Here is a 23,413-nt window from a genome sequence, read left to right on the forward strand (position 1 = left end):
GGGAGCGAGGCCGCTCCCACAAGATTCAGCGGACGATTTTGTCGACGTGGATGCCGAGCTTTTTCAGCCGATACCAAAAGCTGCGCTCGGAGATGCCGATCAACTGCGCCGCCGCCGCCTGCACGCCATTGCTCTGCGCCAACGCCGCCAGAATGTAGGATTTCTCCACTTGCGCCAGTGCCGCTTCCAGGTCCGCCGGCACGCTGCCTTCTGCGACCAGAACACCACGGTCAGCCGATCGTGACGCAAACAAATACGCCGGCAGATCCTCCTCTTCAATCACCGCCGCCGACGCGACGATGGTCGCGCGTTCCACGCAGTTTTGCAGTTCTCGAATATTCCCCGGCCACGAATAATTGGCCATTGCCTGCAACGCCTCGGCGCTGAAACCGGTGATGCGTTTGCCCGCCGTGACCCCCAGCGTATGGGCGAAATGCCGGGCCAGTGGCGCGATGTCTTCGACCCGCTCGCGCAGCGCCGGTAACGGAATCGGGAACACATTGAGGCGGTAGTAAAGGTCTTCGCGAAACTCCTTGTTCGCCACCGCCTCCAGCAAGTTTTTGTTGGTCGCCGCGATCACCCGTACATCCACTTTGCGCTCGCGCGGATCGCCCACCGGTTCGATCACTCGCTCCTGCAACGCCCGCAGGATTTTCGCCTGCAAGGCCAGCGGCATTTCACCGATTTCATCGAGAAACAGCGTGCCTTTGTCCGCCTGCATGAAACGCCCGACCCGATCCGCCACGGCGCCGGTAAACGCGCCTTTGCGGTGGCCGAACATTTCACTTTCCAGCAGGCCTTCCGGAATCGCCGCGCAGTTCACCGCGACGAAGGGCTTGTCCGCGCGATTGCCGTGTTTGTGGATGGCGCGGGCGACCATTTCCTTGCCGGTGCCGCTCTCGCCGGTCAGCAGGATGGTCGCGTTGCTTTCACGCACCGAGTCGATGGCGTGCAGCACCCGGCGGAAGTTCGGGCTGTCGCCGATCAGGCTGTCGATCTGCTGGTGTTCGTCGAGCTCGGCGCGCATGCGCTGGTTGTCTTTGAGGATGTCGCGAAATTGCAGGGCTTTGTTGACGGTGATGTCCAGTTCGTCGATGTCGAACGGCTTGGCGATGTAGTCGAAGGCACCGTTGCGCATTGACTGCACGGCGTTTTTCACCGTGCTGTAGGCGGTCATGACGATCACCGGCAAGTGCGGGTAGCGGGTTTTGATTTCCGCGAGCAATTGCGGGCCGTCCATGCCGGGCATGCGCCAGTCGCTGATCACCAGGTCGATGTCATCGCACTCCAGCACCTTGAGTGCGTGCAGGCCATTGCTGGCGGTGAACACCTGAATGCCGCTCTGACTCAAGGCCGATGCCAGCAGGTCGCACAGCTTGGGTTCGTCGTCGACCACCAGTACGTTATGTGTCATCACTGCCCCTGTCGAAGTGTTCGTCGTTGGCCGGGATGTACAAGGTGAAGGTCGCCCCGGCCTCTTTTTCACTGACGCATTCGATGCGTCCGTCATGACTTTCCATGATCGAGAAGACCTTGGCCAGACCCAGCCCGGTACCGGACGCCTTGGTGGTGACGAACGGCGTGAAGATCCGTTCGAGCATGTCCGGGGCGATGCCCTGGCCGGTGTCGCTGATGCGAATGACGGTGTAGTGCTGTTCGCTGCTGATCCCGACCGTCAGGCGACCGCCCTCGGGCATGGCGTCGATGGCATTGACGATCAGGTTCAGCCCGGCCTGCTTGAGTTGCCGCGCATCGGCATATAGGGTCGCGGCCGGCGCCTGGTCGTCGATGCGCACCTCGATGTGGTGGCTGGCCAGTTCCGGGGCGCAGAAGCCGATCAGCTCATCCACCAGCGGACGCGCCAGTTGTGTCGAGCGCATCGGTGCGCTGGGCTTGGCGAAGTCGAGAAAGTCAGTGATCAGGTCGTTGATGCGGCTGACTTCGCTGACCACGTATTCCAGGTGACGCTTGTCGGTCTCGGGCAAATCGGCGCGCCGGTGCAGCAATTGCGTGGCGGTTTTGATGATGCCCAGCGGGTTACGGATTTCATGGGCCAGGCCCATCGCCACTTCGCCCAGTGCATGCAGACGGTCGCGACGGCGCAGCTGTGATTCCAGGTGTTGCAACTCGCCGAGGCGTTCGCTCATGTGGTTGAAGGTGCTGCTCAGTTCCGCCAGTTCGTCGCCGCCGGTGACCACCAGGCGTTGGCGGTAATCACCGGCAATCACCGCTTGCACGCCTTTAGCCAGGCCGCGCAACGGCTTGGTCAGGCGCTGCGACACCAGCCAGCCGACCGCCAGGGACGCCGCCGAACTGAGCAGAAAAATCAGGATGAACAGGTTGCTCTGGTTCACCAGCCCGACCAGGCTGGAGTGGCGCAGCAGGCCACTGAAAATCACGCCTTGCAACTGGCCGTTTTCGTTGAATATCGGCTGATAGATACCGCTGTAGCGGTTGGTGAATTGTTCGATGGGTTGCTTGGTGGTGCGCAGGATCTGTTCGATGTTCTCCGGCACAGTCGCCGGGTGATCTTCGAAGCGCTGTGTCGAGAAGACTTCCGAAAAGTCATTGGCCTTGGCCAGGTACAAACGCAAATCAAGGGAATGCACATCGGCCACACTGGTGAGGAAACTGCTGTCCAGGTAAGTGGCGACCACCAGTTTGTAGTCGATGCCTTGCTGTTCGGTCTCGAAGGTCGAGACCACCGTGCCGGTTGCCACGCCGCCGACTTGCAGGGTCTGCAACACCGCTTTGGGGGCGGTGCTGATCTGGCGGGTGATGTCGTCGGAGACGGTGCTGAACAGCACTTGGTGATCGCTGTTACGCACCAGGGCCACCACGTCGATGCCCATCGAGTCAGCGATGTCGGCGGTCAGTTGATCGTGTCGGGTCGATAGTCGATCCGTGGGCGGGCGGGTATAACGCAGGAACAACTGCGCCGCTCGGGCGTTTTCGTGGAGAATTTCGCTGATTTCGTCTTCGACAATCTTGGTCGATTCCTGCAGCCAGATGCGCACGTTGCTGTCGAAAATCTGCGACAGCGTGGTGGCGGCCAGTTCGGCGGCGATCATGGTCGGGATCACGCTGACCAACCAGAAGGCGAGCACCAGTTTGCGCTCCAGGCTCCAGCCGGAGAGGGTGAACGGTCGGGCGATGACGGGTGATTCTTTAGGCATTGGGTTTCGCTTATCGCAGCAGGTCCGATTGGATAAACCGTTTCAATACAGTAGCCGACTTCGCCCCGGAAAAGGCGCCACCGATCCCTGTAGCCGCAGGCTTCGCCAGCGGCTACATGAGTCAACTACAGGTCGTGTTCAGGCCAATTGGCGATATTCCTTGCGCACGGGTTGCGGGGCGTAGCCTTGTTGCATGAAACGGTGCTGGATGAAATCGGCGCTCAGCTCCACCACGCGGCGGTATTGCAGGTCGACGGTGATCATGTGATAGCAATCGTCGAGCAGCACCTTCACCACCGGACCACCGAGTTTTCGCTCCACGTAATCGGCATTCCATGCGCTGGTGATGTCGTCTTCCTTCGAGTGCAGCACCAACGCCTGAGTGGTGATCTGCGGCATGCGTTTTTTCACCGCCGCCACCAGCCGATGCAGTTCGCGAACACTGACCCCGGACATGGTCAGCAGTCCGGCATTGCTGCTTTCACCGGCCTTCATCTGTCGTTCAACGATGGCGCGCAAGCGTTCGTCCTTGATGCCGAACGGTGATTTTTCGTTGAAGCGGCACAGGTGCACGCCGTAGGGAATCGACATCACCAGGCTGCTCAATTTCGCCACCCAGGGCATGTTCCAGCCGTCGTAGCGCAGGGTCGTCGAGTACAGCAACAACCCTTCGATCTGCCCCGGATGTTCGGCGGCCAGGTACATCGACAACACCGCGCCCATGGACAGACCGCCGACGAACACATGCGGGTGCTTGCGTCGCACGCCAACGAAGGTGTTGCGCGCGCTCTCATACCAGTCGCGCCAACCGGTGGCTTGCAGGTCGGCGTTGTTCCCGCAATGGCCGGCCAGGGTCGGCACATACACCGTGCACCCGGCCTTGGCCAGGCCCATGGCCACCCGACGCAACTCCGTCGGGGTGCCGGTGAGGCCGTGGATCAACAACACCGCGACCTCCCCTGAGCCGAGAACGAAACCGGCGCTGCCTTCGCCCATGTCGATCTCTGCGGCATTCATCGTTTCATGGCCCGATCAAGCAAGCGGTCGAGCAGGGCGATGCCGAGGTCGATTTCCGGGTAGCTGATTTCCAGCGAAGGCGCGAGGGTGATCACGTTTTTATAGTAACCCCCCACGTCGAGAATCAAGCCGAGGCGTTTGCCGTCGATTTCGATGTCGCCCTTCATGCCTTCTTCGACCATGAAATCCAGGGTCGCCTTGTCCGGTGTGAAACCGTCCGGGCCGCAGATTTCGCAGCGCAGGGCCAGGCCCAGGCCGTCGATGTCGCCGATGATCGGGTAGCGCTTCTGCAAGTCTTTCAGGCCTTCGAGGAAGTACTTGCCCTTGTTCATCACCATGGCGCCGTAGTCGAACTCGCTGGTCATCTTGAACATTTCCAGGCCCACCGCCGTGCCCAACGGGTTGGAGGCGAAGGTCGAGTGGGTCGAACCTGGCGGGAAGATTTTCGGGTTGATCAGCTCTTCCTTGGCCCAGATGCCGCCCAGCGGATTGAGGCCGTTGGTCAAGGCTTTGCCAAAGACGATGACGTCCGGTTTGACGTCGAAGTGCTCGATCGACCACAGCTTGCCGGTGCGGTAGAAGCCCATCTGGATTTCGTCGACCACCATCAGGATGCCGTGCTGATCCAGCACATGCTTGAGTTCGCTGTAGAAGTTCATCGGCGGAATCACGTAGCCGCCGGTGCCCTGGATCGGCTCGACGTAGAAGGCTGCGTATTCACTCTGGCCGACTTTCGGGTCCCAGACGCCGTTGTATTCGGTCTCGAACAGGCGGGCGAATTGCTGCACGCACTGGCTGCCGTACTCTTCCTTGGTCATGCCTTTCGGGCCTCGGAAGTGGTACGGGAACGGGATGAAATTGGCGCGCTCGCCAAAGTGGCCATAGCGGCGGCGATAGCGGTAGCTGGAGGTAATCGACGAGGCGCCCAGCGTACGGCCGTGGTAACCGCCCTCGAAGGCGAACATCAGGCTTTTGCCGTTGGTGGCGTTGCGCACGACTTTCAGCGAGTCCTCGATGGACTGCGAACCGCCGACGTTGAAGTGCACGCGACCGTCGAGGCCGAACTTCTTCTTGGCATCGACCGCGATCATTTCCGAGAGCTCGATCTTGCCTTTGTGCAGGTACTGGCTGGCGATCTGCGGCAGGGTGTCGATCTGTTGTTTCAGTGCAGTGTTCAGGCGTGGGTTGGCGTAGCCGAAGTTGACGGCCGAGTACCACATTTGCAGGTCGAGGTAGGCCTGGTCTTCGGTGTCCCAGACGTAGGAGCCTTTGCAACGGCTGAAAATACGCGGCGGGTCGATGTAGTGAACGGTGTCGCCGTACGAGCAGTATTTGGCTTCTTTATCCAGGAGGATCTGGTCTTCAGGGGTGGCGATTCGGCTATCAGACATGGTGGAAGAGTTCCTGATTTTCTGTGTTGAAAGTTTCGGCATTGGCAGCGCTGGCGTTGGGAAGCAGGGCCAGCAACGCGGGGAGTTCGGCGAAGCTGTCGAAGCGCGCGTGAGGAATGCCGTTGCGCTCGCAGTGCTCGGCCAGGCGATCCTTGGCGAACACGAAATCGGCGGTGGCGGCGACGCACATGTCGGACTGGCCATCGCCGATCACCAGCACGCGTTTAGTGCTGGGGGTGGATTTGCATTTGCAGTTGCCGGAAGCGGCGCGGCAGGCGTCGCTGGCGTGGGGGAAATCGATGCGCCAGCTGTCGTGGTCGAGCTGACGCAAGCGGTTGGCGAGGATCGGCAACAGGCTCACATAGTTGCGCGCCAGGATCCGGGCGATGCCTTGTTCGATGCCGTCGCTGACCACTTCAAACGAAGCGCCGAGGCCGATGGTGTGGTCGACGAAGTCGGGGAAGTCCGGGTCGATCTCGATGGAGTCGAAGAACCCGAGCAGTTCATTGGGTGTGGCCTTGACCAGCGCGAGCTGGCGGCTGAGGCATTCACGGGAACCGATATTGCCGGCCAGCCACTCGTTTTCGATCGCTTCCCAACTCGGGTCGGCAAAACGTTGGAGGATGCTGTCGATCACGTCGGTGCGGGTGATGGTCCCGTCGAAATCACACACGATATGCCAGTCAATCATCTGCAGTACCTATTGGGCGTTGCGCGCTGTCTGCGCTTGCCAAAGGGATAGAGCAGAGACTGTGCCAACCGGGTTTGGCCCAGCAGTGCTGGGGTTTTGGCAGGGGTTGGGTGCTGCGAAGCTACAATTTTTGTAGGTCGCTACAAACAACATGAGTGCTTGCGCGGGGGAGGTGAAAAGGGGATTGATGCGCGCCTGTCCCGTACAAGGAATGGCCTCATGTCGAGGATCACTGTTGTTCTATTCACCGCGCTGACGTGCCTGTCGGCCAGTGTTTCAGCGGCTGGCATTACCGGCGAGGCCGGGGCGGGTCTCAGCTATCAGCCACACGATCCGAGCGGCAGTCGCTACGAAGTGCGGCCGGTGCCGTACCTAGATCTGGATTGGGGGGATGTCAGCCTCAACACGGATGACGGCCTGACCTGGAATGCGTTGAAGGCCAACGGTTTCAGCGCCGGACCGTTCGTAAATTACCTGCCGGGACGGACTGCCAACGGTGAGCTGCAAGGCTTGCACGACGTGCCGGACATGGGTGAAGTGGGCGGATTTGTGCAGTACGCGCCGGCTGATTTCTGGCGGGTGTTTGCCTCGGTCGGGCAAGCGGTCGGCGCCCGTGGCGGGGTGTTGGGCCGGGTCGGCGGGGAGGTGGGTTATCCCGTGGGGGGCGGGGTGATTGGCAGCTCCAATGTGACGGCGCACTTCGCCAATGCCCGGCAGAATCAGGCGTTTTTTGGTGTGAGTGGGGATGAGTCGTTGGCTTCCGGGGTTCGGTCGTATAACGCTGGGGGCGGTTGGCAGAATGTGGCGCTGACCCAGAGCTTTGAGTTTCCGCTGGCGCCGCACTGGTCGTTGCTGACCAGTGCGAGCTGGATACACCTGACGGGTTCGGCGGCGGATAGCAGCATCGTCAAACAGGTTGGGGATAGCAATCAGGGGGCAGTGCAGGCGGCTATTGCTTACAAGTTCCAGTGACCGGGACGCGCAATCCCTGTGGGAGAAGTGAGGTCTCAGGTTTCTTCACCTTCAGCCAGCAACGCAATCCCGCCAATAATCACCGCCACCCCCAGCCAGTGCAGCCCGCTGATCTGCTCCCCCAACCCCAGCCACGAGCCGAGCAGAACCCCGACAAACACCAATGAACTGAGTGGAAACGCCAGCGACAAACTGCTGCGCCGCAAAATCAGCATCCACACAAAAAATGCCCCGATACCGCAGCCCACGGCACTCAGTACGCCGGGGTCGACCACCACGGCCTGGAGCCATTGCAGGGTGAACGTCATCTGCCCCAATTGATCGCCGCCGACCTTGGTCGCAATCTGCCCGGCACTTTCCAGAATAATCAGCAGCGCCCACAGCACCACGGTACCGAGCCGCCCGTGCAGCCAATCCATCGGTCTGGAATCAGGCATGGCCGGCACACACCAGCATCACGCCCACCGTAATCACCAAGGTTGCCAGCCAGCGTCGGCGGCTGACGGTTTCGCCCAGCACCACGTTGCCCGCCAGCACCACGCCGCAATAGGCCAGCGCTCCGGCCGGGAACAACAGGCTCAGCGGGGCGCGGGACAAGGCTTCAAGCCAGACGAAAAACTCCAGCGCATAAGCGCCGATTCCGCACCACAGCAGCGGTGCGTTGAACACCTGGCCCCAGAAGGCGTTCAGCCGGAACCCGCCTTCGAGTTCCGGCAAACGGTCCAGGCCGAGCTTGAAACAGAGCTGGCCGATGACGTCCAGCACGATGGAAAAGGCGACCAGCAGAATGACAGTGACGGTCAGGTCGGGATCTAGGATAGGCACGGTCAGGATTCACCCTTGGCGGATCCTCCCGGACACCGGCGTCATCGAACATGAAGACCGGCCGGGAGGGCTTTGGGTGGTAAATGCAAGGGACGGGCCAGTGAACCTGATGGAGATCCCACTGGGAATTGCGAGGTGTCAGGAGTGGAGGCGGACCCAGACAGTGACGAGGACGGTGGCCGCGATCAACCAACCCACTGCCGCCACGGCCAACGAAGCCTCCAACCGCATCCAATCCACCATCACGTACAACGTCGCCAGGTAAACGAAGTACGGAATGATCGACCACATCCCAAACACGATGGTGGTCTTCAAATCTTCCACCGAGCGCCCTTTGCCAACGATGAAATGCGCAATCAGGGCAAAGGTCGGAAACAACGGCACCAGCCCGGCGATGTAATAGTTTTTGGTCCTGGCCAGCGCCGCCAGAATCAATACAACCGCCGCACCCAGTGCCGCTTTGAGCATCAAATCCATCAGTGGCTCAGCCCGTACTTTTTGACTTTGTCGAACAGCGTGGTCTTGGCCATGCCCAGTTCCAGGCTGGCCTGGGTCAGGTTGCCGCCGCTGCGTTGCAAGGCGTCGCCGAGCAAGGTGCGTTCGAAGGCTTCCACCGCTTCGGCGAACGCCAGGCCCTGATTGCTGCCACTGGCCCCGGTTTTCTTGAAGGCCGGCAGGCCGAGGGCGAAGCGCTCGGCGACGTTGCGCAGTTCCCGCACATTGCCCGGCCAGTCGTGGCTCATCAGGTTCGACAGGGTCTGGTTGTCCAGTTCTGGCACTGCGCGATCAAAGCGCAGGGAGGACTGCTGCAGGAAGTGCTCGAACAATTGCAGGATGTCTTCGCGCCGTTCGCGCAACGGTGGCAGTTCCAGGGTCACCACGTTCAAGCGGTAATACAGGTCGCTGCGGAATTCGCCGGCCTTGCTGGTTTCGGCGAGGTCGGATTTGGTGGCCGCGATCACCCGGCAATCCACCGCCACGCTCTGGTTCGAGCCGAGGCGTTCGAGGGTGCGTTCCTGCAACACCCGCAGCAATTTGATTTGCAACGGCAGGGGCATGCTTTCGACTTCGTCGAGGAACAGCGTGCCGCCGTCGGCGTGTTCGATCTTGCCGATTCGCCGCTTGCCGGCGCCGGTGAAGGCGTTGGCCTCGTGACCGAAAATTTCGCTTTCGAACAGGTTCTCCGGCAAGCCGCCGCAGTTCAGCGCGACGAATTGTTTGGTGTGGCGGCGACTGAAGTCATGCAGGCAACGCGCGACCAGTTCTTTACCGGTGCCGGTCTCGCCTTCGATCAACACGTTGGCCGAGGTGTCGGCGACGTTGGCGATCAACTCGCGCAAGTTCTGCATGGCCGGCGAACGGCCGATGATCCGGCCTTCCAGCGAGTCGCGCTCGGCCAATTGCCGGCGCAACGAAGACACTTCGCGGGCGAGGCTGCGTTGTTCCAATGCACGGCGTGCAACGTCCACCAGACGTTCCGGGGAGAAGGGTTTCTCCATGAAGTCATAGGCGCCTTTTTGCATCGCGCCGACCGCCATGGAGATGTCGCCGTGACCGGTAATCAGCACCACCGGCAGGCTGCGGTCGCGGGCCTTGAGCCGGTTCAGCAGTTCCAGGCCATCGATGCCGGGCAGGCGAATGTCGCTGATGACAATACCGGCGAAGTTGTCGCCGACACGTTCCAGCGCTTCTTCGGCGCTGCCGACTCCGACGCAGGGAATGTCTTCCAGGGTCAGCGCCTGTTGGCAGCCGAGCAGTACATGAGGGTCGTCTTCGACGATCAGCACACTAAGGTCGTTGTTCATATTGGCTCGGCGAGAATGGGGCTTACCAACGGTAAACTGAGGACGAAGGTGGTACCACCGCTGGCCGGGTGTTCGACACCCAAATGTCCGCCCGTGGCGGCGGCCAGGCTGGCGGACAGGGTCAGGCCGAGGCCCAGCCCTTGTTCGCCGGGTTTGGTGGTGAAGAACGGTTCGAACAGGTGCTTGCGCGCTTCGGCGTCAATGCCGTGGCCGTTGTCGCGCACGCGCAGGCGATATTTGCCGTCGAATTCGTCGCCTTCCAGCCACAGTTCCGGCACCGGCTGGGCTTGCATGGCGTCGAGGGCATTGCCGATCAGGTTGACCAGAATCTGTTCGAGGCGGGTCTGGTCAATCTGCACCTGCACATCGGAAAACTCCCGATGCAGTTGCAGATGAACACTTTCCACCCGACCGCCGAGCAGTTGCAAGGCCGCGTCCACGGCTTTACCGAGGCAGGCTTGGCCTTTGTCGTCACCACGACGGGCGAAGGAGCGCAGGCTGGCGGTAATGCGGCCCATGCGGTCGATCAATTCGTTGATGGTCTTGAGGTTGGTGCTGGCGACATCCAGCTGACCGCGCTCCAGAAAGCGCACGGTGTTGCCGGACAAGGTGCGCAGCGCTGCCAATGGCTGGTTCAATTCATGGGCAATGCTGGTCGACATCTGGCCGATGGCCGCGAGTTTGCCGGCTTGCACCAGTTCATCCTGGGCGCGGCGCAGCGTCTCTTCAGCCTGTCGGCGCTCGCGGATCTGACCTTTGAGCCGCTCGTTGCTGGCGCGCAGGTCGGTGGTGCGTTCGGTAATCCGACGCTCCAGTTGATTGTTGGCTTCCTGCAAGGCTTCCCGGGCGGCGAGGCGGGTGGCGATGACCTTGCGCCGCTCGTTCCAGGCAATCAGCAGGAACGCCACCAGAGCAAAGGCCACCGCCACCAGAATTCCTTGGTTGATCGCCTCGCGGCGCAAATCCTGCAGCGGCGTGAGCAGGGTGAAATTCCACGGCGTGTCGCTCAGGGGCCGGGTCTGGGCCAGGTAGCTGATGTCCTCTTCGTCGGACTCCACTTCGCTGTTGGCCGGGAAGGTCAGTTTTTCCACGCCTTCGGCCAGGGTTTCACGGGCCAGCGGTTGCAGTTCGTTCAGCGGGAACCAGTAGTACTGGAGGCTGCGGGCGAGTTTTTCCTTGGTCTCGTCGCTCAACGGCACGACTGACTTCAGGCGCCGCGCCGGATCGCTGGAGAGGATGATGATGCCGTTTTCATCGCTGACAAACGCTTCGAGGCGCGCCCGCTGCCAGCGCTCTTCCATGGCTTCGAGGCGCACTTTGACCACCGCAACGCCGATGATCTTGCCGTGCTCTTCCAGACCGTGGGCCAGGTAGTAACCGGGTTCGCCGTTGGTGCTGCCGATGCCGTAGAAACGACCTGGCTGGCCGCGAATGGCGTCCTGGAAATAGGCGCGGAAGGACAGGTCTTCACCGAGGTAACTGTCGACATCGCGCCAGTTGCTGGTGGCCATGACGCGACCGGTGGTGTCCATCACATAGATAGCCCGACTGCGGCTGCGCCGGTTCAGGCCTTCAAGGTAATCATTGACCGTTTGCCGGTGTTCCGGCGATGGGTCGGCCAGCAGTTTCGACACACTGGATTCGAGTTCCAGCAGGCTGGGCAGGTAGGTGTATTTGCTGATCTCGCTCTCGACGGCGCGGGCGTGCAGTTCGAGCTGCCGCTGGCCGTTCTCGCTGAGGCTGCGAATGCCGTAGTGTTCACTGATCCAGAAGCCGGCGTAACCCAGTCCGATCATCAGGGTGATGATCAGCGGCGGCAGGAACAGATGGCGAATCAGACGGGGTTTCACGGCGAGTGATGGCGGCGCTGCGCGATGGAGAGAGGGGTCGCATTTCATCACAGATGCCTTGGGTCAACCACAACACTTGATCACGAACCACCGGCGCCCCCTGTGGGAGCGAGCTTGCTCGCGATGAGGCCAGCCCAGTCAACATTGATGTTGAATGTCAGACCGCCATCGCGAGCAAGCTCGCTCCCACAGGTGATTTGTGTGGTCTCGAGCGAGTGCCCGGTGCTTAGTGCTGCAAAATCTTGTTGAGGAAGTGCTGTGTCCGCTCGGCACGGTGGCTGATGTCGCCGAAGAACTCTTCTTTCTGGCAGTCCTCGATGATTTTGCCCGCGTCCATGAAGATCACACGATCCGCCACTTTACGGGCGAAGCCCATTTCGTGGGTCACGCACATCATGGTCATGCCTTCGTGGGCCAGTTGCACCATGACGTCGAGCACTTCGTTGACCATTTCCGGGTCGAGCGCCGAGGTCGGTTCGTCGAACAGCATGACGATCGGGTCCATCGCCAGCGCACGGGCAATCGCCACACGCTGTTGCTGACCACCGGACAGTTGGCCCGGATGCTTGTGCGCATGGGCCGACAGCCCGACGCGCTCAAGCAGTTGCAGGCCTTTTTTGGTGGCTTCTTCCTTGCTGCGGCCCAACACCTTGATCTGCGCGATGGTCAGGTTTTCGGTGATGGTCAGGTGCGGGAACAGTTCGAAGTGCTGAAACACCATGCCCACGCGCGAACGCAGTTTCGGCAGGTCGGTCTTCGGGTTGGCGATGGACGTGCCATCGACCACGATGTCGCCTTTCTGGAACGGTTCCAGTGCGTTGACGCATTTGATCAGGGTGGATTTGCCGGAACCGGACGGCCCGCACACCACGATCACTTCGCCTTTTTTGACCTCGGTGCTGCAATCAGTCAGTACCTGGAAGTCGCCATACCACTTGTTGATGTTCTTGATAGAGATCATACGGCAAACCTTTTTTGCAGACGCTTGACCAGCAGCGAGGCGGCAAAGCTGATTGTGAAGTACACGAGACCTGCGAAGATCAGGAACTCATTGGAGCGGCCAATGATGTCGCCGCTGGCACGCGAGGCGTTGAGGAAGTCCACCAGGCCGACCGCGTAAACCAGCGAGGTGTCCTGGAACAGGATGATGCTCTGTTGCAGCAACAGCGGGGTCATCTTGCGGAACGCTTGCGGCAGGATGATCAGACGCATCATCTGGCCGTACGTCATGCCCAGCGCCTGGGCTGCGCCCATCTGGCCCTTGGGAATCGACTGCACACCGGCCCGGACGATTTCGCAGAAGTACGCGGCTTCGAACATCATGAAGGCCACGATGCACGAGGCGAATGCGCCGATCGGGGTGTCTTCGCCGGTGATCCAGCGCAGTACGAACGGCACCGCCAGGTAGAACCAGGTGATCACCAGCAGCAGCGGGATCGAGCGGAAGTAGTTAACGTACGCGCCGGCCAGGTTCGACAGCAGTTTGCTGTGGGACAGACGGCACAGCGCCAGGATGGTGCCGAGGATGATCCCGCCGATCACGCCCAGCGCCATCAGTTGCAGGGTCATGACCATGCCGTTCCACAAGCCCGGCAGGGAAGGGATGATGCCCGAGAAGTCGAATTCCATCATTTACCCCCTACGGAGATCAGGCCCGGTACGGCGACTTTCTTCTCGACCAGACGCATCAGCAGCATCAGGCTCATGTTCAGGGTGAAATAGATCAGGGTCGCCAGGGTGAACGCCTCGAACAGGTTGGCAGAGAACTCGGCGGTCTGTTTGGTCTGCGCGAGCAGCTCCATCAAACCGATCAGCGAGGCCACGGACGTGTTCTTGAACACGTTGAGGAATTCCGAGGTGAGCGGCGGAATGATGATCCGGTAGGCCTGGGGCAGCAGCACGTTCCAGTAGATCTGCGGCAGCTTGAACCCCATGGCGCGGGCCGCGGCTTCCTGACCTTTGGGCAGGGCCTGAATGCCGGTGCGCACTTGTTCGCAAACGCGAGCGGTAGTGAACAGGCCCAGGCAGACGACGACGCTGAGGAAAGCCGAAGTGGTCGGGTTGAGGTCCTGTTTGTACCAGTCCTGCAGGTTTTGCGGCAGCAGATCGGGCACCAGGAAGTACCAGATGAACAGCTGAACCAGCAGCGGCACGTTACGGAAGAGTTCGACGTAGCAAGTCGCGATGCCCGATACGATGCGATTCGGCACGGTGCGCATGACACCCAGGATCGAGCCCAGTGTCAGGGCAATGATCCAGGCCACGATGGCGATGGCAATGGTCCAGCCCAGGCCGGCGATGTACCAGTCGAGATAGGTCTCGCTGCCAACGCCGGTGGACTTGAAGAACACGCCCCAGTCCCAGTTGTAATTCATTAGGGTCTCCCCTCAGATCGATCGATGTACAAGTGCCCGCCTGGGGAAGCTCCGTTCCCGCCCGACTTGAAAGTCGGGCACACGCCACCGGCTCGACAGCCACCGGTTCGAGTGTTTCCAAAAATGCCAGCAGGGAGTGACAAACTCCTGGGAGGGCAGCGGCCCTCTCAGGAGATAAGGTTAGTCAGAAAATCAGGACTTCTTGTCGTCAGCCGCTTTATCGGTCGGATTGGCGATCAGGGCCTTGAGCTCGTCGCTCATCGGGAAGTTCAGGTTCAGGCCTTTAGGTGGGATCGGTGCCATGAACCATTTGTCGTAGATCTTGTTGATCTCGCCCGACTTGTAGGTGGCGACGATGGCGTCATCCACAGCCTTTTTGAACGGCTCGTCGCCCTTGCGGACCATGCAGCCGTAGATTTCGTAGGACTGTGGAGTGCCGGTGACGGCCCAGTCATCGGCTTTCTTGGCTTTGGCGGCTTCGCCTGCCAGCAGGGCGTCGTCCATCATGAAGGCAACTGCGCGGCCCGATTCCAGCATCTGGAAGGACTCGCCGTGGTCTTTGGCAGAGATGACGTTCATGCCCATTTGCTTGTCGGCGTTCATCGACTTGAGGATGCGCTCGGACGTGGTGCCGGCGGTGGTCACGACGTTCTTGCCTTTCAGGTCGGTGAAGTCTTTGTACGGCGAATCTTTCTTGGACAGCAGACGGGTGCCGATTTCGAAGATGCCGACGGAGAAGTCAACTTGCTGCTGACGCTCGACGTTGTTGGTGGTGGAGCCGCACTCGACGTCCACGGTGCCGTTCTGCACCAGCGGGATACGGGTCTGCGAGGTCACCAGGTTGTATTTGACCTGGAGGTTGGGCATGTCCAGGTCTTTCTTGATGGCTTCAACGATTTTCAGCTGGATATCGTGGGAGTAGCCGACCGGTTTGCCGGAAGCATCCGCGATGTAGGAAAACGGAATGGAAGCGTCACGATGCCCGAGGGTGATGACACCGGACTCTTTGATCTTTTTCAGGGTGCCGGTGAGTTCGGCGGCGAAAACCGGAGTGCTGATCAGAGCGACAGCAATGGCTGCGCCCAGGATATGGGGAACGATGCGCATCAAATTTTCCTCGACATTGTTTTTTTTATGGAGCCAGTTGGTCGGCCCTTTTGTGCTTCGAATGCTGGTGGGCTCCTGAAGAGGCGCAACAGGCATTCGTCGAAGAAGTGTAGAGCATGACTCGTGCCAGGCCAGGCTAGACAGGTCAACGTGTTGATTTATAAGGAAATTAAATATTTATGGCGTTATTTGTCCGCTCAAATGATCCGGTTAACCGAATCGACTGCAAGGTCACGTTCGGAAAACCGAACGTGTTGAACTCCGTGCCAGACCGGCAAGCAATCAAATACGAATAACAGGTGCGACGGGGCGCACATCCGTTTCGTGCAGATACACCCATTGGACGTGGTCGTGCTGAACACGCAGGATCGCGAGCGAGATGCGCGACGTTTCGACGTCATTCAGACGATGGATTTCCTTGTAGCGCAGCGCCACGGTCACGCCTTCGTGCCAGACTGTGTGCAGATCGCTGATCATGATCTCAAGGCCTTTTCGGGCGCCGACCGCGCCTTTGAACAGCTGCTCGACCTGAACGTGTCCGATCACTGCAGCTGAAGTGGTGACCATGCTGAAGTGCTCGGCAAAGACCTCCATCAGCGGTGTAAGGGTCGCTTCACCGGCACCGTCTTCATCGGTAAACACGCGATGAATCAGTTCATGGACGTGATGAATACTGTGGTGTGCTTGTTCAACCAGGTTGTTGTTCATGGCATTCCTTTGGAGGGTTCAATTGGCTCATCTGAAACAGCGGGAACAACCCGATCAGCGCCGCAATCGCAAACGTCGCGTGGTAGGCCGCCGTGATGTCGAGCTGCTTGAGCAGGAGGTTGAAGATCATCAGAAACAGCGCGGCACCGAAGCTGAAGGACATCTGTCGGTTGATGTTCCAGATCACACTGGCCTTGTGTGTATCGCCCCCGGCAAAGTCCATCAGTGAAGTGGTCTGCGCGGTGTTGGCGCCGATGCCGCCGCCGATCCCCATCAGGCTGTACGCGATGACGATTACCCAGAGATCCGATGGCGCATTCACCAGCATCAGCGTGGCGATGCCAGCGCTGTGCAGCAGCATGCCGAGGGTGAACAAGCGTTTGGCGCCGATCCGGTTGTAGACTCGACCGCAAATGGTCATCGCGATGAACGCGCCGATGGCGTAGACAATCATGAACATTCCGGTCAGCCTGGCGCTGAACTGCAGGGTGTTCTGCAGGAAGAAAATGCTCATCAGGTTGACCCCGGTGAACACACCGGGAATCGCGTAATAGATGAAGATCGAGGTACTGAGCTTTTTACTTTTGAGCAGGCTCAGTTCGATGATCGCGTTGCCGCAACGGCGGTAGTGCCGCAAGTACAAAGCGATGAACATCAGGCCTGCCATTACACAGGCCAGCGCCGCCAGCGCCGGGTAGTCGCCGCCGTACAGCGACATGCCCATCAACAGGCTGGCGAGTGCAGCGCTGACCAGCAACAGACCTTTGATATCCGGACGTGGCAGACTGCTCGGTTTGGTCTCCTTGATCCAGAACCACGACAGCCCGGCGGCGATCAGCGAAAACGGAATGTTGCTGTAGAACACCCAGCGCCAGGAGCTGCTGTCGACGATGATCCCGCCCACGGTCGGCGAAATCGCCGGCGCGATCAGTGCGACAGCCATCACCAGCGTGGAAATCTTCGCCCGCTGCTCGCCCTGAAACAGGTTGAAGGTCAGCGCCTGGCCGACCGGGATCAACAAGCCACCGCCAACCCCTTGCACGAAACGCCAGATAACCAGTTCGTGGAAGCTGTCGGCCAATCCACACATCCATACCGATCCTGTAAACACCAGCATCGATGCGGTGAGCATTTCCCGGCTGCCAAAACGTCCGGCCAGCCAGGTGCTCACCGGAATGATCAACGTCAAACCGAGAATGTAAGCATTGGCGACCCATGCCACGGAAGCAGTACTGACTTTTAAAGTTGCCGATATACTTGGCAATGCCACGGCGGACATGAATATATTGATGCAGTCAATAAAGAAGCCGATCAGAAAAATGAGCGCGATTTTATAGCGATAGTTCATGGTGTATCCCCTTTGCCGTGCAGCATAGGGGCGATAGACTTGAAGTGTCGATATGACGATGCTTAAAACAGTGTTTGACAGGATTTAACAGTGAGCCATATCACCATGCACTCTCATCTTAATCGGGTTCAGACATTTCTCGCGGTGGTCGATTTTGGTTCTTTTACCAAGGCTGCGAATTACCTGTGTATCAGCAAGGCCATGGCCAGCCTGCATGTCAAGGCGCTGGAGGAGGTGCTGTCAGCGACCTTGTTGATCCGCAATACGCGCACTATATCTCTGACTGAAATAGGTCAGGATTTTTATGAAGAGTTCAAGAGGATTGTCGCGGATATCGATAATGCCTTTGATCATGTATTGGAAGGCAATAATCGGGTGTCCGGAAAGTTACGTATAAGTTCAACCAGTGAATACGGTGAGAAGTTTATTCTCCCGCTGATACCGTTGTTCTCTGAGCGTTATCCGGAAATCCGATTGTGTTATAACTTCAACTCTTCCCTGAATGATCTGGTCGCCGAAAAGCTCGATCTGGTTATCCGGCTGGGCAACTTGGCAGACTCGGCATTCAAGAGTCGCAAGCTGGCGGACTATGAAATTGTACTGGTGGCCACGGAAACGTTTCTCGCTCGTTATCCTGTGCATGAGCCACAGGACCTGAGCGCTGTGCCGTGGATCGCCAACAGCAATCTGCAGGGGCCAACGCAGTGGGTTTTTCGCGACGGCGAAGGGCTGAATGTCGAGATTGGAGGGACCAGCCATTTTGAATCGAACTCCTCTACGGCCATTCGCTCGATGACATTGTCGTCGCTGGGCGTGTCGGTCTTGCCGGCGTGGGTGGTCGAAGAGGACGTCGCCGACGGGCGTCTGGTGCGGTTGTTGCCGGCGTATTCGCTGCCTTCGCAATCGATCAGCGTGGTGTTCCCCAATACCGCGCATCTGCCGCACAAATCACGGGCCTTTATTGATTTTCTACTGTTGCACCTGGCGAGCTGAACACCCTCAGCAAAAAAGCCCCCGAATCTCAGGATTCAGGGGCTTTCGTTTAAGCCGCCAAAAAATCAGGCCGCTTCAATCTTGCTGCGGTTCTGTTCGACCTTGCTCAGGTAATCCGCCAGCTTCTGCTGTTCCGCCGGGGTGGTGAACAACCCGAGCTTGCTGCGGCGCCACAAGATGTCATGCGCGGTGGTCGCCCACTCATCGCTGCACAGGTAATCGACTTCGCGGGTATAGAGGCCGCCGCCGATGTGTTCACCCATGTCGCTCAGGTTCTGTATGCCTTCGAGCATGCGCCAGGTGCGGCTGCCGTAAGTCGTGGCCCAGCGGCGGGCGATTTCGGTCGGTACCCAGTCATACTTGTCGCGAATCAGGGCGCACAAGGCTTGCGGGGTGGTCATGTCTTCGCCGCCCGGCAGCGTGGCGGTGGCGGTCCAGCTTGGCTTGATGTGCGTGAAGTACGGCGCCAGTTGTGCCAGCGCCGATTCGGCCAGTTTGCGGTAGGTGGTCAGCTTGCCGCCGAACACCGACAGCAATGGTGCTTCTTCGCCAGTGCCCGACAGCGCCAGGGTGTAGTCGCGGGTGACGGCCGACGGGTTGTCGGATTCGTCGTTGCACAGTGGGCGCACACCGGAATAGCTGTGGAGGATATCGTCGCGGCTGATCTGCTTCTTGAAGTGGGCGTTGACCACTTTGAGCAGGTAATCGGTTTCGCCTTCGGTGATTGCCACTTTGGCGGGATCGCCGGTGTACTCACGGTCGGTGGTGCCGATCAGGGTGAAGTGGTTCAGGTACGGAATGGTGAAGACGATGCGCTGATCTTCGTTTTGCAGAATGTGCGCGTGTTCGCCTTCGTACAGCTTCGGCACGATCAGGTGGCTGCCCTGGATCAGGCGGATGCCGTACGGCGATTCCATCTTCAGGTCGTCACGAATGAACTTGGCCACCCATGGGCCGGCCGCATTCACCAGGGCCTTGGCGCGGATCGAAAACAGGCTGCCATCGGCGCGTTCCAGGTGCAGGTGCCACAGGCCTTTGGTGCGGCGAGCGCTGACACAACGGGTCTGGGTGTGAACGTGGGCGCCTTTTTCGCGGGCGGCCATGGCGTTCAGCACAACGAGGCGCGCGTCATCGACCCAGCAATCGGAGTATTCGAAGCCTTTGGTGATTTCGCTTTTCAGTGCGCTGTCCGCACCGAACTTGAGGCTTTTCGAGCCTGCCAGTTTTTCCCGTTTGCCGAGGTGGTCATACAGGAACAGGCCGGCGCGAATCATCCACGCCGGGCGCAAGTGCGGGCGATGCGGCAACACGAAGCGCATCTGCTTGACGATGTGCGGCGCCTTGGCCAGCAACACTTCGCGTTCGGCAAGGGCTTCGCGCACCAGGCGGAATTCGTAATGTTCGAGGTAGCGCAGGCCGCCGTGGATCAGCTTGCTGCTGGCTGAGGACGTGTGGCTGGCCAGGTCGTCCTTTTCACAAAGGAACACCGAAAGACCGCGGCCGGCGGCATCCGCTGCAATCCCTACGCCATTGATCCCGCCACCGATGACGGCGATGTCGTAGACCTCAGCGAGAGGGGGCGTAGGCAAGGTAGAAGTGGGCATCGGCTGGCCTCGGTGCTTGTATTATGTATTTGAATTCGAACATTAATGTTCATTTGCGAAAATGGTAGCCCATAAAGACGCCCACAGCCAGCTAACTTCGATTGAAAAAACTGATCGAAGGGCGGTTAAAGGAAAATTTTCGAACATTCGCGCACAGATCGTTCCCACGCTCTGCGTGGGAATGCATCAAAAGACGCTCTGCGTCGGCGTTGAGGTGAGACGGGCATTCCCACGCGGAGCGTGGGAATGATCTGTTGCGGAGAGGGTTAAACGACTTCGAGTCGAATCTTGTGCTGACTCAACAATTGCGCCAACGCCGGCACTGGCTGCTGATCGGTGACCAGGCAATCGATCAGGCTGATCGGCCCCAGGCGAATCATGGCGTTGCGCCCGAATTTGCTGGAGTCCGCCGCCAGAATCACTTTCCGCGCATTGGCGATGATCGCCTGCGACACCCGCACTTCCTGATAATCGAAATCCAGCAGGCTACCGTCTTCATCGATGCCGCTGATGCCCACCAGCGCGAAGTCGACTTTGAACTGGTTGATAAAGTCGACACTCGCCTGACCGACCACACCGCCGTCGCGCCGCACGTTGCCACCGGTCAGCAGAACGTCGAAGTCGTCCTTGGCGCTGAGCATCGAGGCCACGTGCAGGTTGTTGGTGATGATTTTCAGGTGATTGTGGTTGAGCAGCGCCCGGGCAATCGATTCGGTGGTGGTACCGATATTGATGAACAACGAGGCGTGATCGGGTATCTGGGCGGCAATGGCTTCGCCGATGCGCTGTTTTTCATCGCGCATCTGATCGGCGCGCATGGCGTAGGCAGTGTTTTCGACACTGGAATCGTAGGCCGCGCCGCCATGGTAGCGACGCAACAGATTGGCTTCCGCCAGCTGATTGATATCGCGGCGGATGGTTTGCGGTGTGACGACGAACAGCGTGGCCATTTCCTCGATACTGACGTAGCCGCGTTCGCGAACCAGTTCGAGGATTTGCTGCTGACGGGGAGGCAGATTCATGGGGCTTCCTTTGGGCTGCCGTGCAAAATTTGCCCATGATGCCGCAGGAATCCGCTCCCGACCAGTTACAACCTACTGTGAACCTGTTGTTGGCTTATTCAGCGCCTTCATGGGGTTCCCAATCGCGGGTGCGGCTGACGGCTTTTTTCCAGCCGGCGTAGAGTTTTTCCTTCGCGGCTTCGTCCAGGGTCGGTTCGAATTCGCGCTCGATCACGGCCTTGCCGCGCAGTTCTTCCAGGCTGCCCCAGAAGCCACACGCCAGACCGGCCAGGTAAGCGGCGCCGAGTGCCGTGGTTTCACGCATTTGCGGACGTTCAACGTGAGTGCCGAGGATGTCGGCCTGGAATTGCATCAGGAAGTTGTTGGCTACCGCACCACCGTCCACGCGCAGGGCTTTGAGGCGTTCGCCGGAATCCTGTTGCATGGCGTCGAGCACGTCGCGGGTCTGGTAGGCAATCGACTCCAGGGCAGCACGAATGATGTGATCCACGCGCACACCGCGGGTCAGGCCGAACAGGGCGCCACGGGCATACGGGTCCCAGTACGGCGCGCCCAGGCCGGTGAAGGCCGGCACCAGGTATACGCCGTTGCTGTCCTTGACCTTGTTGGCGAAGTATTCGGTGTCGTGGGCGTCATTGATGATTTTCAGTTCATCACGCAGCCACTGAACCGTGGAGCCGCCGTTGAATACCGCGCCTTCCAGCGCATACGCCACTTCGCCGCGAGGGCCGCAGGCGATGGTGGTCAGCATGCCGTGCTTGGACTTCACCGCTTTGTCGCCAGTGTTCATCAGCAGGAAGCAACCGGTGCCGTAGGTGTTTTTCGCCTGGCCTGGCTCGACGCACATCTGGCCGAACAGCGCGGCTTGCTGGTCACCGGCGATACCGCCGATGGCGATGCCGCTTTTGGTGTGACCATAGATTTCGGACGAGGATTTAACTTCCGGCAGCATTTCGCGCGGAATATCCAGCACCTCCAGCATCTTCGCGTCCCACTCCAGGGTGTGGATGTTGAAGAGCAGGGTGCGCGAGGCGTTGGTGTAGTCGGTGACGTGGACTTTGCCGCCGGTAAATTTCCAGATCAGCCAGCTGTCGACGGTGCCGAACAGCAGCTCGCCGTTACGCGCACGCTCGCGGCTGCCTTCGACGTTGTCGAGGATCCACTTGAGCTTGGTACCGGAGAAGTACGGGTCAGTGACCAGGCCCGTGGTGTCGCTGATGTATTGCTCGTGACCGTCACGCTTGAGCTGCTGGCAGATCTCGGTGCTGCGGCGGCACTGCCAGACGATCGCGTTGTAGATCGGGCGGCCGGTGGTCTTGTCCCAGACCACGGTGGTTTCGCGCTGGTTGGTGATACCGATGGCTGCGACCTGATCGTGATGCAGGCCGGCTTGTGCCAGGGCCTCGACCATCACGGCGCTTTGGGTGGCGAAGATTTCCATCGGGTCATGTTCGACCCAGCCGGCTTGCGGGTAATGCTGGGCGAATTCGCGTTGGGCGGTGCAGACCACGTTCGCATCGCGGTCGAAAATGATCGCGCGCGAGCTGGTCGTACCCTGATCGAGGGCAATGATGTAGTTCTTATTCTGAGTGTCGGTCATGTCGATTGCCTTGGACGAAAAAAGGGAGTGAGGTCAGGCGCGCGCCACAGGGGCAGGGTCACGCGCCTACGGTATCAAGAAGTTCTTGGTTTGCCGTCAATGGCCGGTGTTGCTTCCTTTGTAGCAGGTGTGGCGCTGGGCAGATGGCGGGCAATCAGCCCGCGATAGGCGGCAGCGCCGAGGCAGGCACCGACAATCGGTGCAAAAACAGGAATCAGGAAGTACGGGATATCACGCCCGCCGGTGAAGGAAATTTCACCCCAGCCGGCGAAGAAAGTCATCAACTTCGGTCCGAAATCACGCGCAGGGTTCATCGCGAAGCCGGTCAACGGGCCCATCGAGCTGCCAATCACCGCAATCAGCAGGCCGATCAGCAGCGGTGCCATCGGACCGTTGGGCAGGCCGTTGTTGTCATCGGTCAGGGACATGATCACGCCCATCAGGATCGCGGTGATGATCACTTCCACCAGGAACGCCTGGGCCGTGGTCAGGGCTGGATTGGGGAAGGTCGAGAACACCGACGCCAATTCCAGGCTGGCCTGAGTGCCGCGGACCATATGGTGGGTTTGTTCGAAATCGAAGAAGAGATTGCTGTACAGCGTGTAGACCAGCAGTGCGCCGCAAAAGGCGCCTGCCACTTGGGCAAGGATATAAAACGGCAATTTACGCTTTTCGAAGTCCGCGAAAATGCTCAGCGCAATGCTCACGGCAGGATTGAGGTGCGCCCCGGAAACCCCGGCGGTCAGGTAGATTGCCATGCTGACGCCGACGCCCCAGATGATGCTGATTTCCCACAAGCCAAAGCTGGCACCCGCGACCTTGAGCGCGGCAACACAACCGGTGCCGAAAAAGATAAGCAGGGCAGTGCCCAGAAACTCGGCCATGCATTGGCTCGAGAGCGACGGTTGTTGTAAAGCAGTTGTCATTGA

22 protein-coding genes are annotated in these 23,413 nt (G+C 59.6%); 2 read left to right on the forward strand and 20 right to left on the reverse strand.

Annotated elements, in window-relative coordinates:
* Positions 1-25: 25 nt before the first annotated feature.
* From D882_RS0108375 to D882_RS0108395, 5 genes are all read right to left on the reverse strand, one after another.
* The gene (locus tag D882_RS0108375; RefSeq protein ID WP_027922814.1) at positions 26-1,414 is read right to left on the reverse strand and encodes a sigma-54 dependent transcriptional regulator; all 1,389 of its coding nucleotides are present in this window, start codon (positions 1,412-1,414) and stop codon (positions 26-28) included.
* Positions 1,404-3,176 carry an ATP-binding protein gene (locus tag D882_RS0108380; protein WP_027922815.1) on the reverse strand — a complete coding sequence of 591 codons (1,773 nt, stop codon included), beginning with the start codon at positions 3,174-3,176 and terminating at the stop codon, positions 1,404-1,406. The genes D882_RS0108375 and D882_RS0108380 overlap by 11 nt, the downstream gene beginning before the upstream one ends.
* Positions 3,177-3,314: 138 nt before the next feature.
* Positions 3,315-4,193 (reverse strand): carboxylesterase, encoded by an 879-nt coding sequence (locus D882_RS0108385; RefSeq protein WP_027922816.1) that lies wholly within the window; start codon positions 4,191-4,193, stop codon positions 3,315-3,317.
* The gene (locus D882_RS0108390; RefSeq protein WP_027922817.1) at positions 4,190-5,584 is read right to left on the reverse strand and encodes an aspartate aminotransferase family protein; all 1,395 of its coding nucleotides are present in this window, start codon (positions 5,582-5,584) and stop codon (positions 4,190-4,192) included. Before D882_RS0108390 ends, D882_RS0108385 begins: the two co-directional genes overlap by 4 nt.
* The gene (locus D882_RS0108395) at positions 5,577-6,275 is read right to left on the reverse strand and encodes an MtnX-like HAD-IB family phosphatase (protein ID WP_027922818.1); all 699 of its coding nucleotides are present in this window, start codon (positions 6,273-6,275) and stop codon (positions 5,577-5,579) included. The genes D882_RS0108390 and D882_RS0108395 overlap by 8 nt, the downstream gene beginning before the upstream one ends.
* A gap of 219 nt (positions 6,276-6,494) precedes the next feature.
* Between D882_RS0108395 and D882_RS0108400 the strand changes: the two genes are divergently transcribed.
* Positions 6,495-7,247, forward strand: a complete 753-nt coding sequence (locus tag D882_RS0108400) for a MipA/OmpV family protein (RefSeq protein ID WP_027922819.1) — start codon at positions 6,495-6,497, stop codon at positions 7,245-7,247.
* A 35-nt stretch (positions 7,248-7,282) separates the two neighbouring features.
* Here D882_RS0108400 and D882_RS0108405 read toward each other — a convergent pair whose 3' ends face one another.
* From D882_RS0108405 to D882_RS0108455, 11 genes are all read right to left on the reverse strand, one after another.
* Positions 7,283-7,684, reverse strand: coding sequence for a transporter (locus D882_RS0108405; RefSeq protein WP_027922820.1), 402 nt, complete (start codon positions 7,682-7,684; stop codon positions 7,283-7,285).
* Entirely contained in the window at positions 7,677-8,051 is a 375-nt protein-coding gene (locus D882_RS0108410) for a transporter (protein WP_027922821.1), read from the reverse strand. Before D882_RS0108410 ends, D882_RS0108405 begins: the two co-directional genes overlap by 8 nt.
* A 159-nt stretch (positions 8,052-8,210) precedes the next feature.
* Positions 8,211-8,540 (reverse strand): GlpM family protein, encoded by a 330-nt coding sequence (locus D882_RS0108415; RefSeq protein ID WP_177327600.1) that lies wholly within the window; start codon positions 8,538-8,540, stop codon positions 8,211-8,213.
* An 8-nt stretch (positions 8,541-8,548) separates the two neighbouring features.
* On the reverse strand, positions 8,549-9,877 hold the full coding sequence (locus D882_RS0108420) for a sigma-54 dependent transcriptional regulator (protein ID WP_027922823.1): 1,329 nt from the start codon (positions 9,875-9,877) through the stop codon (positions 8,549-8,551).
* Complete coding sequence (locus D882_RS0108425; RefSeq protein ID WP_027922824.1) at positions 9,874-11,775, reverse strand: sensor histidine kinase; 1,902 nt, start codon at positions 11,773-11,775, stop codon at positions 9,874-9,876. Before D882_RS0108425 ends, D882_RS0108420 begins: the two co-directional genes overlap by 4 nt.
* Before the next feature lie 178 nt (positions 11,776-11,953).
* Positions 11,954-12,688, reverse strand: coding sequence for an amino acid ABC transporter ATP-binding protein (locus tag D882_RS0108430; protein WP_027922825.1), 735 nt, complete (start codon positions 12,686-12,688; stop codon positions 11,954-11,956).
* On the reverse strand, positions 12,685-13,356 hold the full coding sequence (locus D882_RS0108435) for an amino acid ABC transporter permease (protein ID WP_027922826.1): 672 nt from the start codon (positions 13,354-13,356) through the stop codon (positions 12,685-12,687). The genes D882_RS0108430 and D882_RS0108435 overlap by 4 nt, the downstream gene beginning before the upstream one ends.
* Positions 13,356-14,102, reverse strand: a complete 747-nt coding sequence (locus D882_RS0108440; protein WP_027922827.1) for an amino acid ABC transporter permease — start codon at positions 14,100-14,102, stop codon at positions 13,356-13,358. Before D882_RS0108440 ends, D882_RS0108435 begins: the two co-directional genes overlap by 1 nt.
* A gap of 192 nt (positions 14,103-14,294) precedes the next feature.
* The gene (locus tag D882_RS0108445; protein ID WP_027922828.1) at positions 14,295-15,209 is read right to left on the reverse strand and encodes a glutamate/aspartate ABC transporter substrate-binding protein; all 915 of its coding nucleotides are present in this window, start codon (positions 15,207-15,209) and stop codon (positions 14,295-14,297) included.
* A gap of 282 nt (positions 15,210-15,491) precedes the next feature.
* Complete coding sequence (locus D882_RS0108450; RefSeq protein ID WP_027922829.1) at positions 15,492-15,917, reverse strand: hypothetical protein; 426 nt, start codon at positions 15,915-15,917, stop codon at positions 15,492-15,494.
* On the reverse strand, positions 15,898-17,265 hold the full coding sequence (locus D882_RS0108455; RefSeq protein ID WP_027922830.1) for an MFS transporter: 1,368 nt from the start codon (positions 17,263-17,265) through the stop codon (positions 15,898-15,900). Before D882_RS0108455 ends, D882_RS0108450 begins: the two co-directional genes overlap by 20 nt.
* A 105-nt stretch (positions 17,266-17,370) precedes the next feature.
* Between D882_RS0108455 and D882_RS0108460 the strand changes: the two genes are divergently transcribed.
* On the forward strand, positions 17,371-18,258 hold the full coding sequence (locus D882_RS0108460) for a LysR family transcriptional regulator (RefSeq protein ID WP_027922831.1): 888 nt from the start codon (positions 17,371-17,373) through the stop codon (positions 18,256-18,258).
* A 65-nt stretch (positions 18,259-18,323) separates the two neighbouring features.
* Here D882_RS0108460 and glpD read toward each other — a convergent pair whose 3' ends face one another.
* The 4 genes from glpD to D882_RS0108480 form a co-directional block, all read right to left on the reverse strand.
* Positions 18,324-19,862, reverse strand: a complete 1,539-nt coding sequence (gene glpD, locus D882_RS0108465; protein ID WP_027922832.1) for a glycerol-3-phosphate dehydrogenase — start codon at positions 19,860-19,862, stop codon at positions 18,324-18,326.
* A 266-nt stretch (positions 19,863-20,128) separates the two neighbouring features.
* Positions 20,129-20,884: a DeoR/GlpR family transcriptional regulator gene (locus D882_RS0108470; RefSeq protein ID WP_027922833.1), complete on the reverse strand. Its 756-nt coding sequence runs from the start codon at positions 20,882-20,884 to the stop codon at positions 20,129-20,131.
* Between the two features lie 94 nt (positions 20,885-20,978).
* Entirely contained in the window at positions 20,979-22,484 is a 1,506-nt protein-coding gene (gene glpK / locus D882_RS0108475) for a glycerol kinase GlpK (RefSeq protein WP_027922834.1), read from the reverse strand.
* A gap of 74 nt (positions 22,485-22,558) precedes the next feature.
* Positions 22,559-23,410 carry an MIP/aquaporin family protein gene (locus D882_RS0108480; RefSeq protein WP_027922835.1) on the reverse strand — a complete coding sequence of 284 codons (852 nt, stop codon included), beginning with the start codon at positions 23,408-23,410 and terminating at the stop codon, positions 22,559-22,561.
* Positions 23,411-23,413 lie beyond the last annotated feature (3 nt).

The organism is Pseudomonas sp. URMO17WK12:I12 (genome assembly GCF_000514395.1).
Taxonomy (GTDB): domain Bacteria; phylum Pseudomonadota; class Gammaproteobacteria; order Pseudomonadales; family Pseudomonadaceae; genus Aquipseudomonas; species Aquipseudomonas mucoides.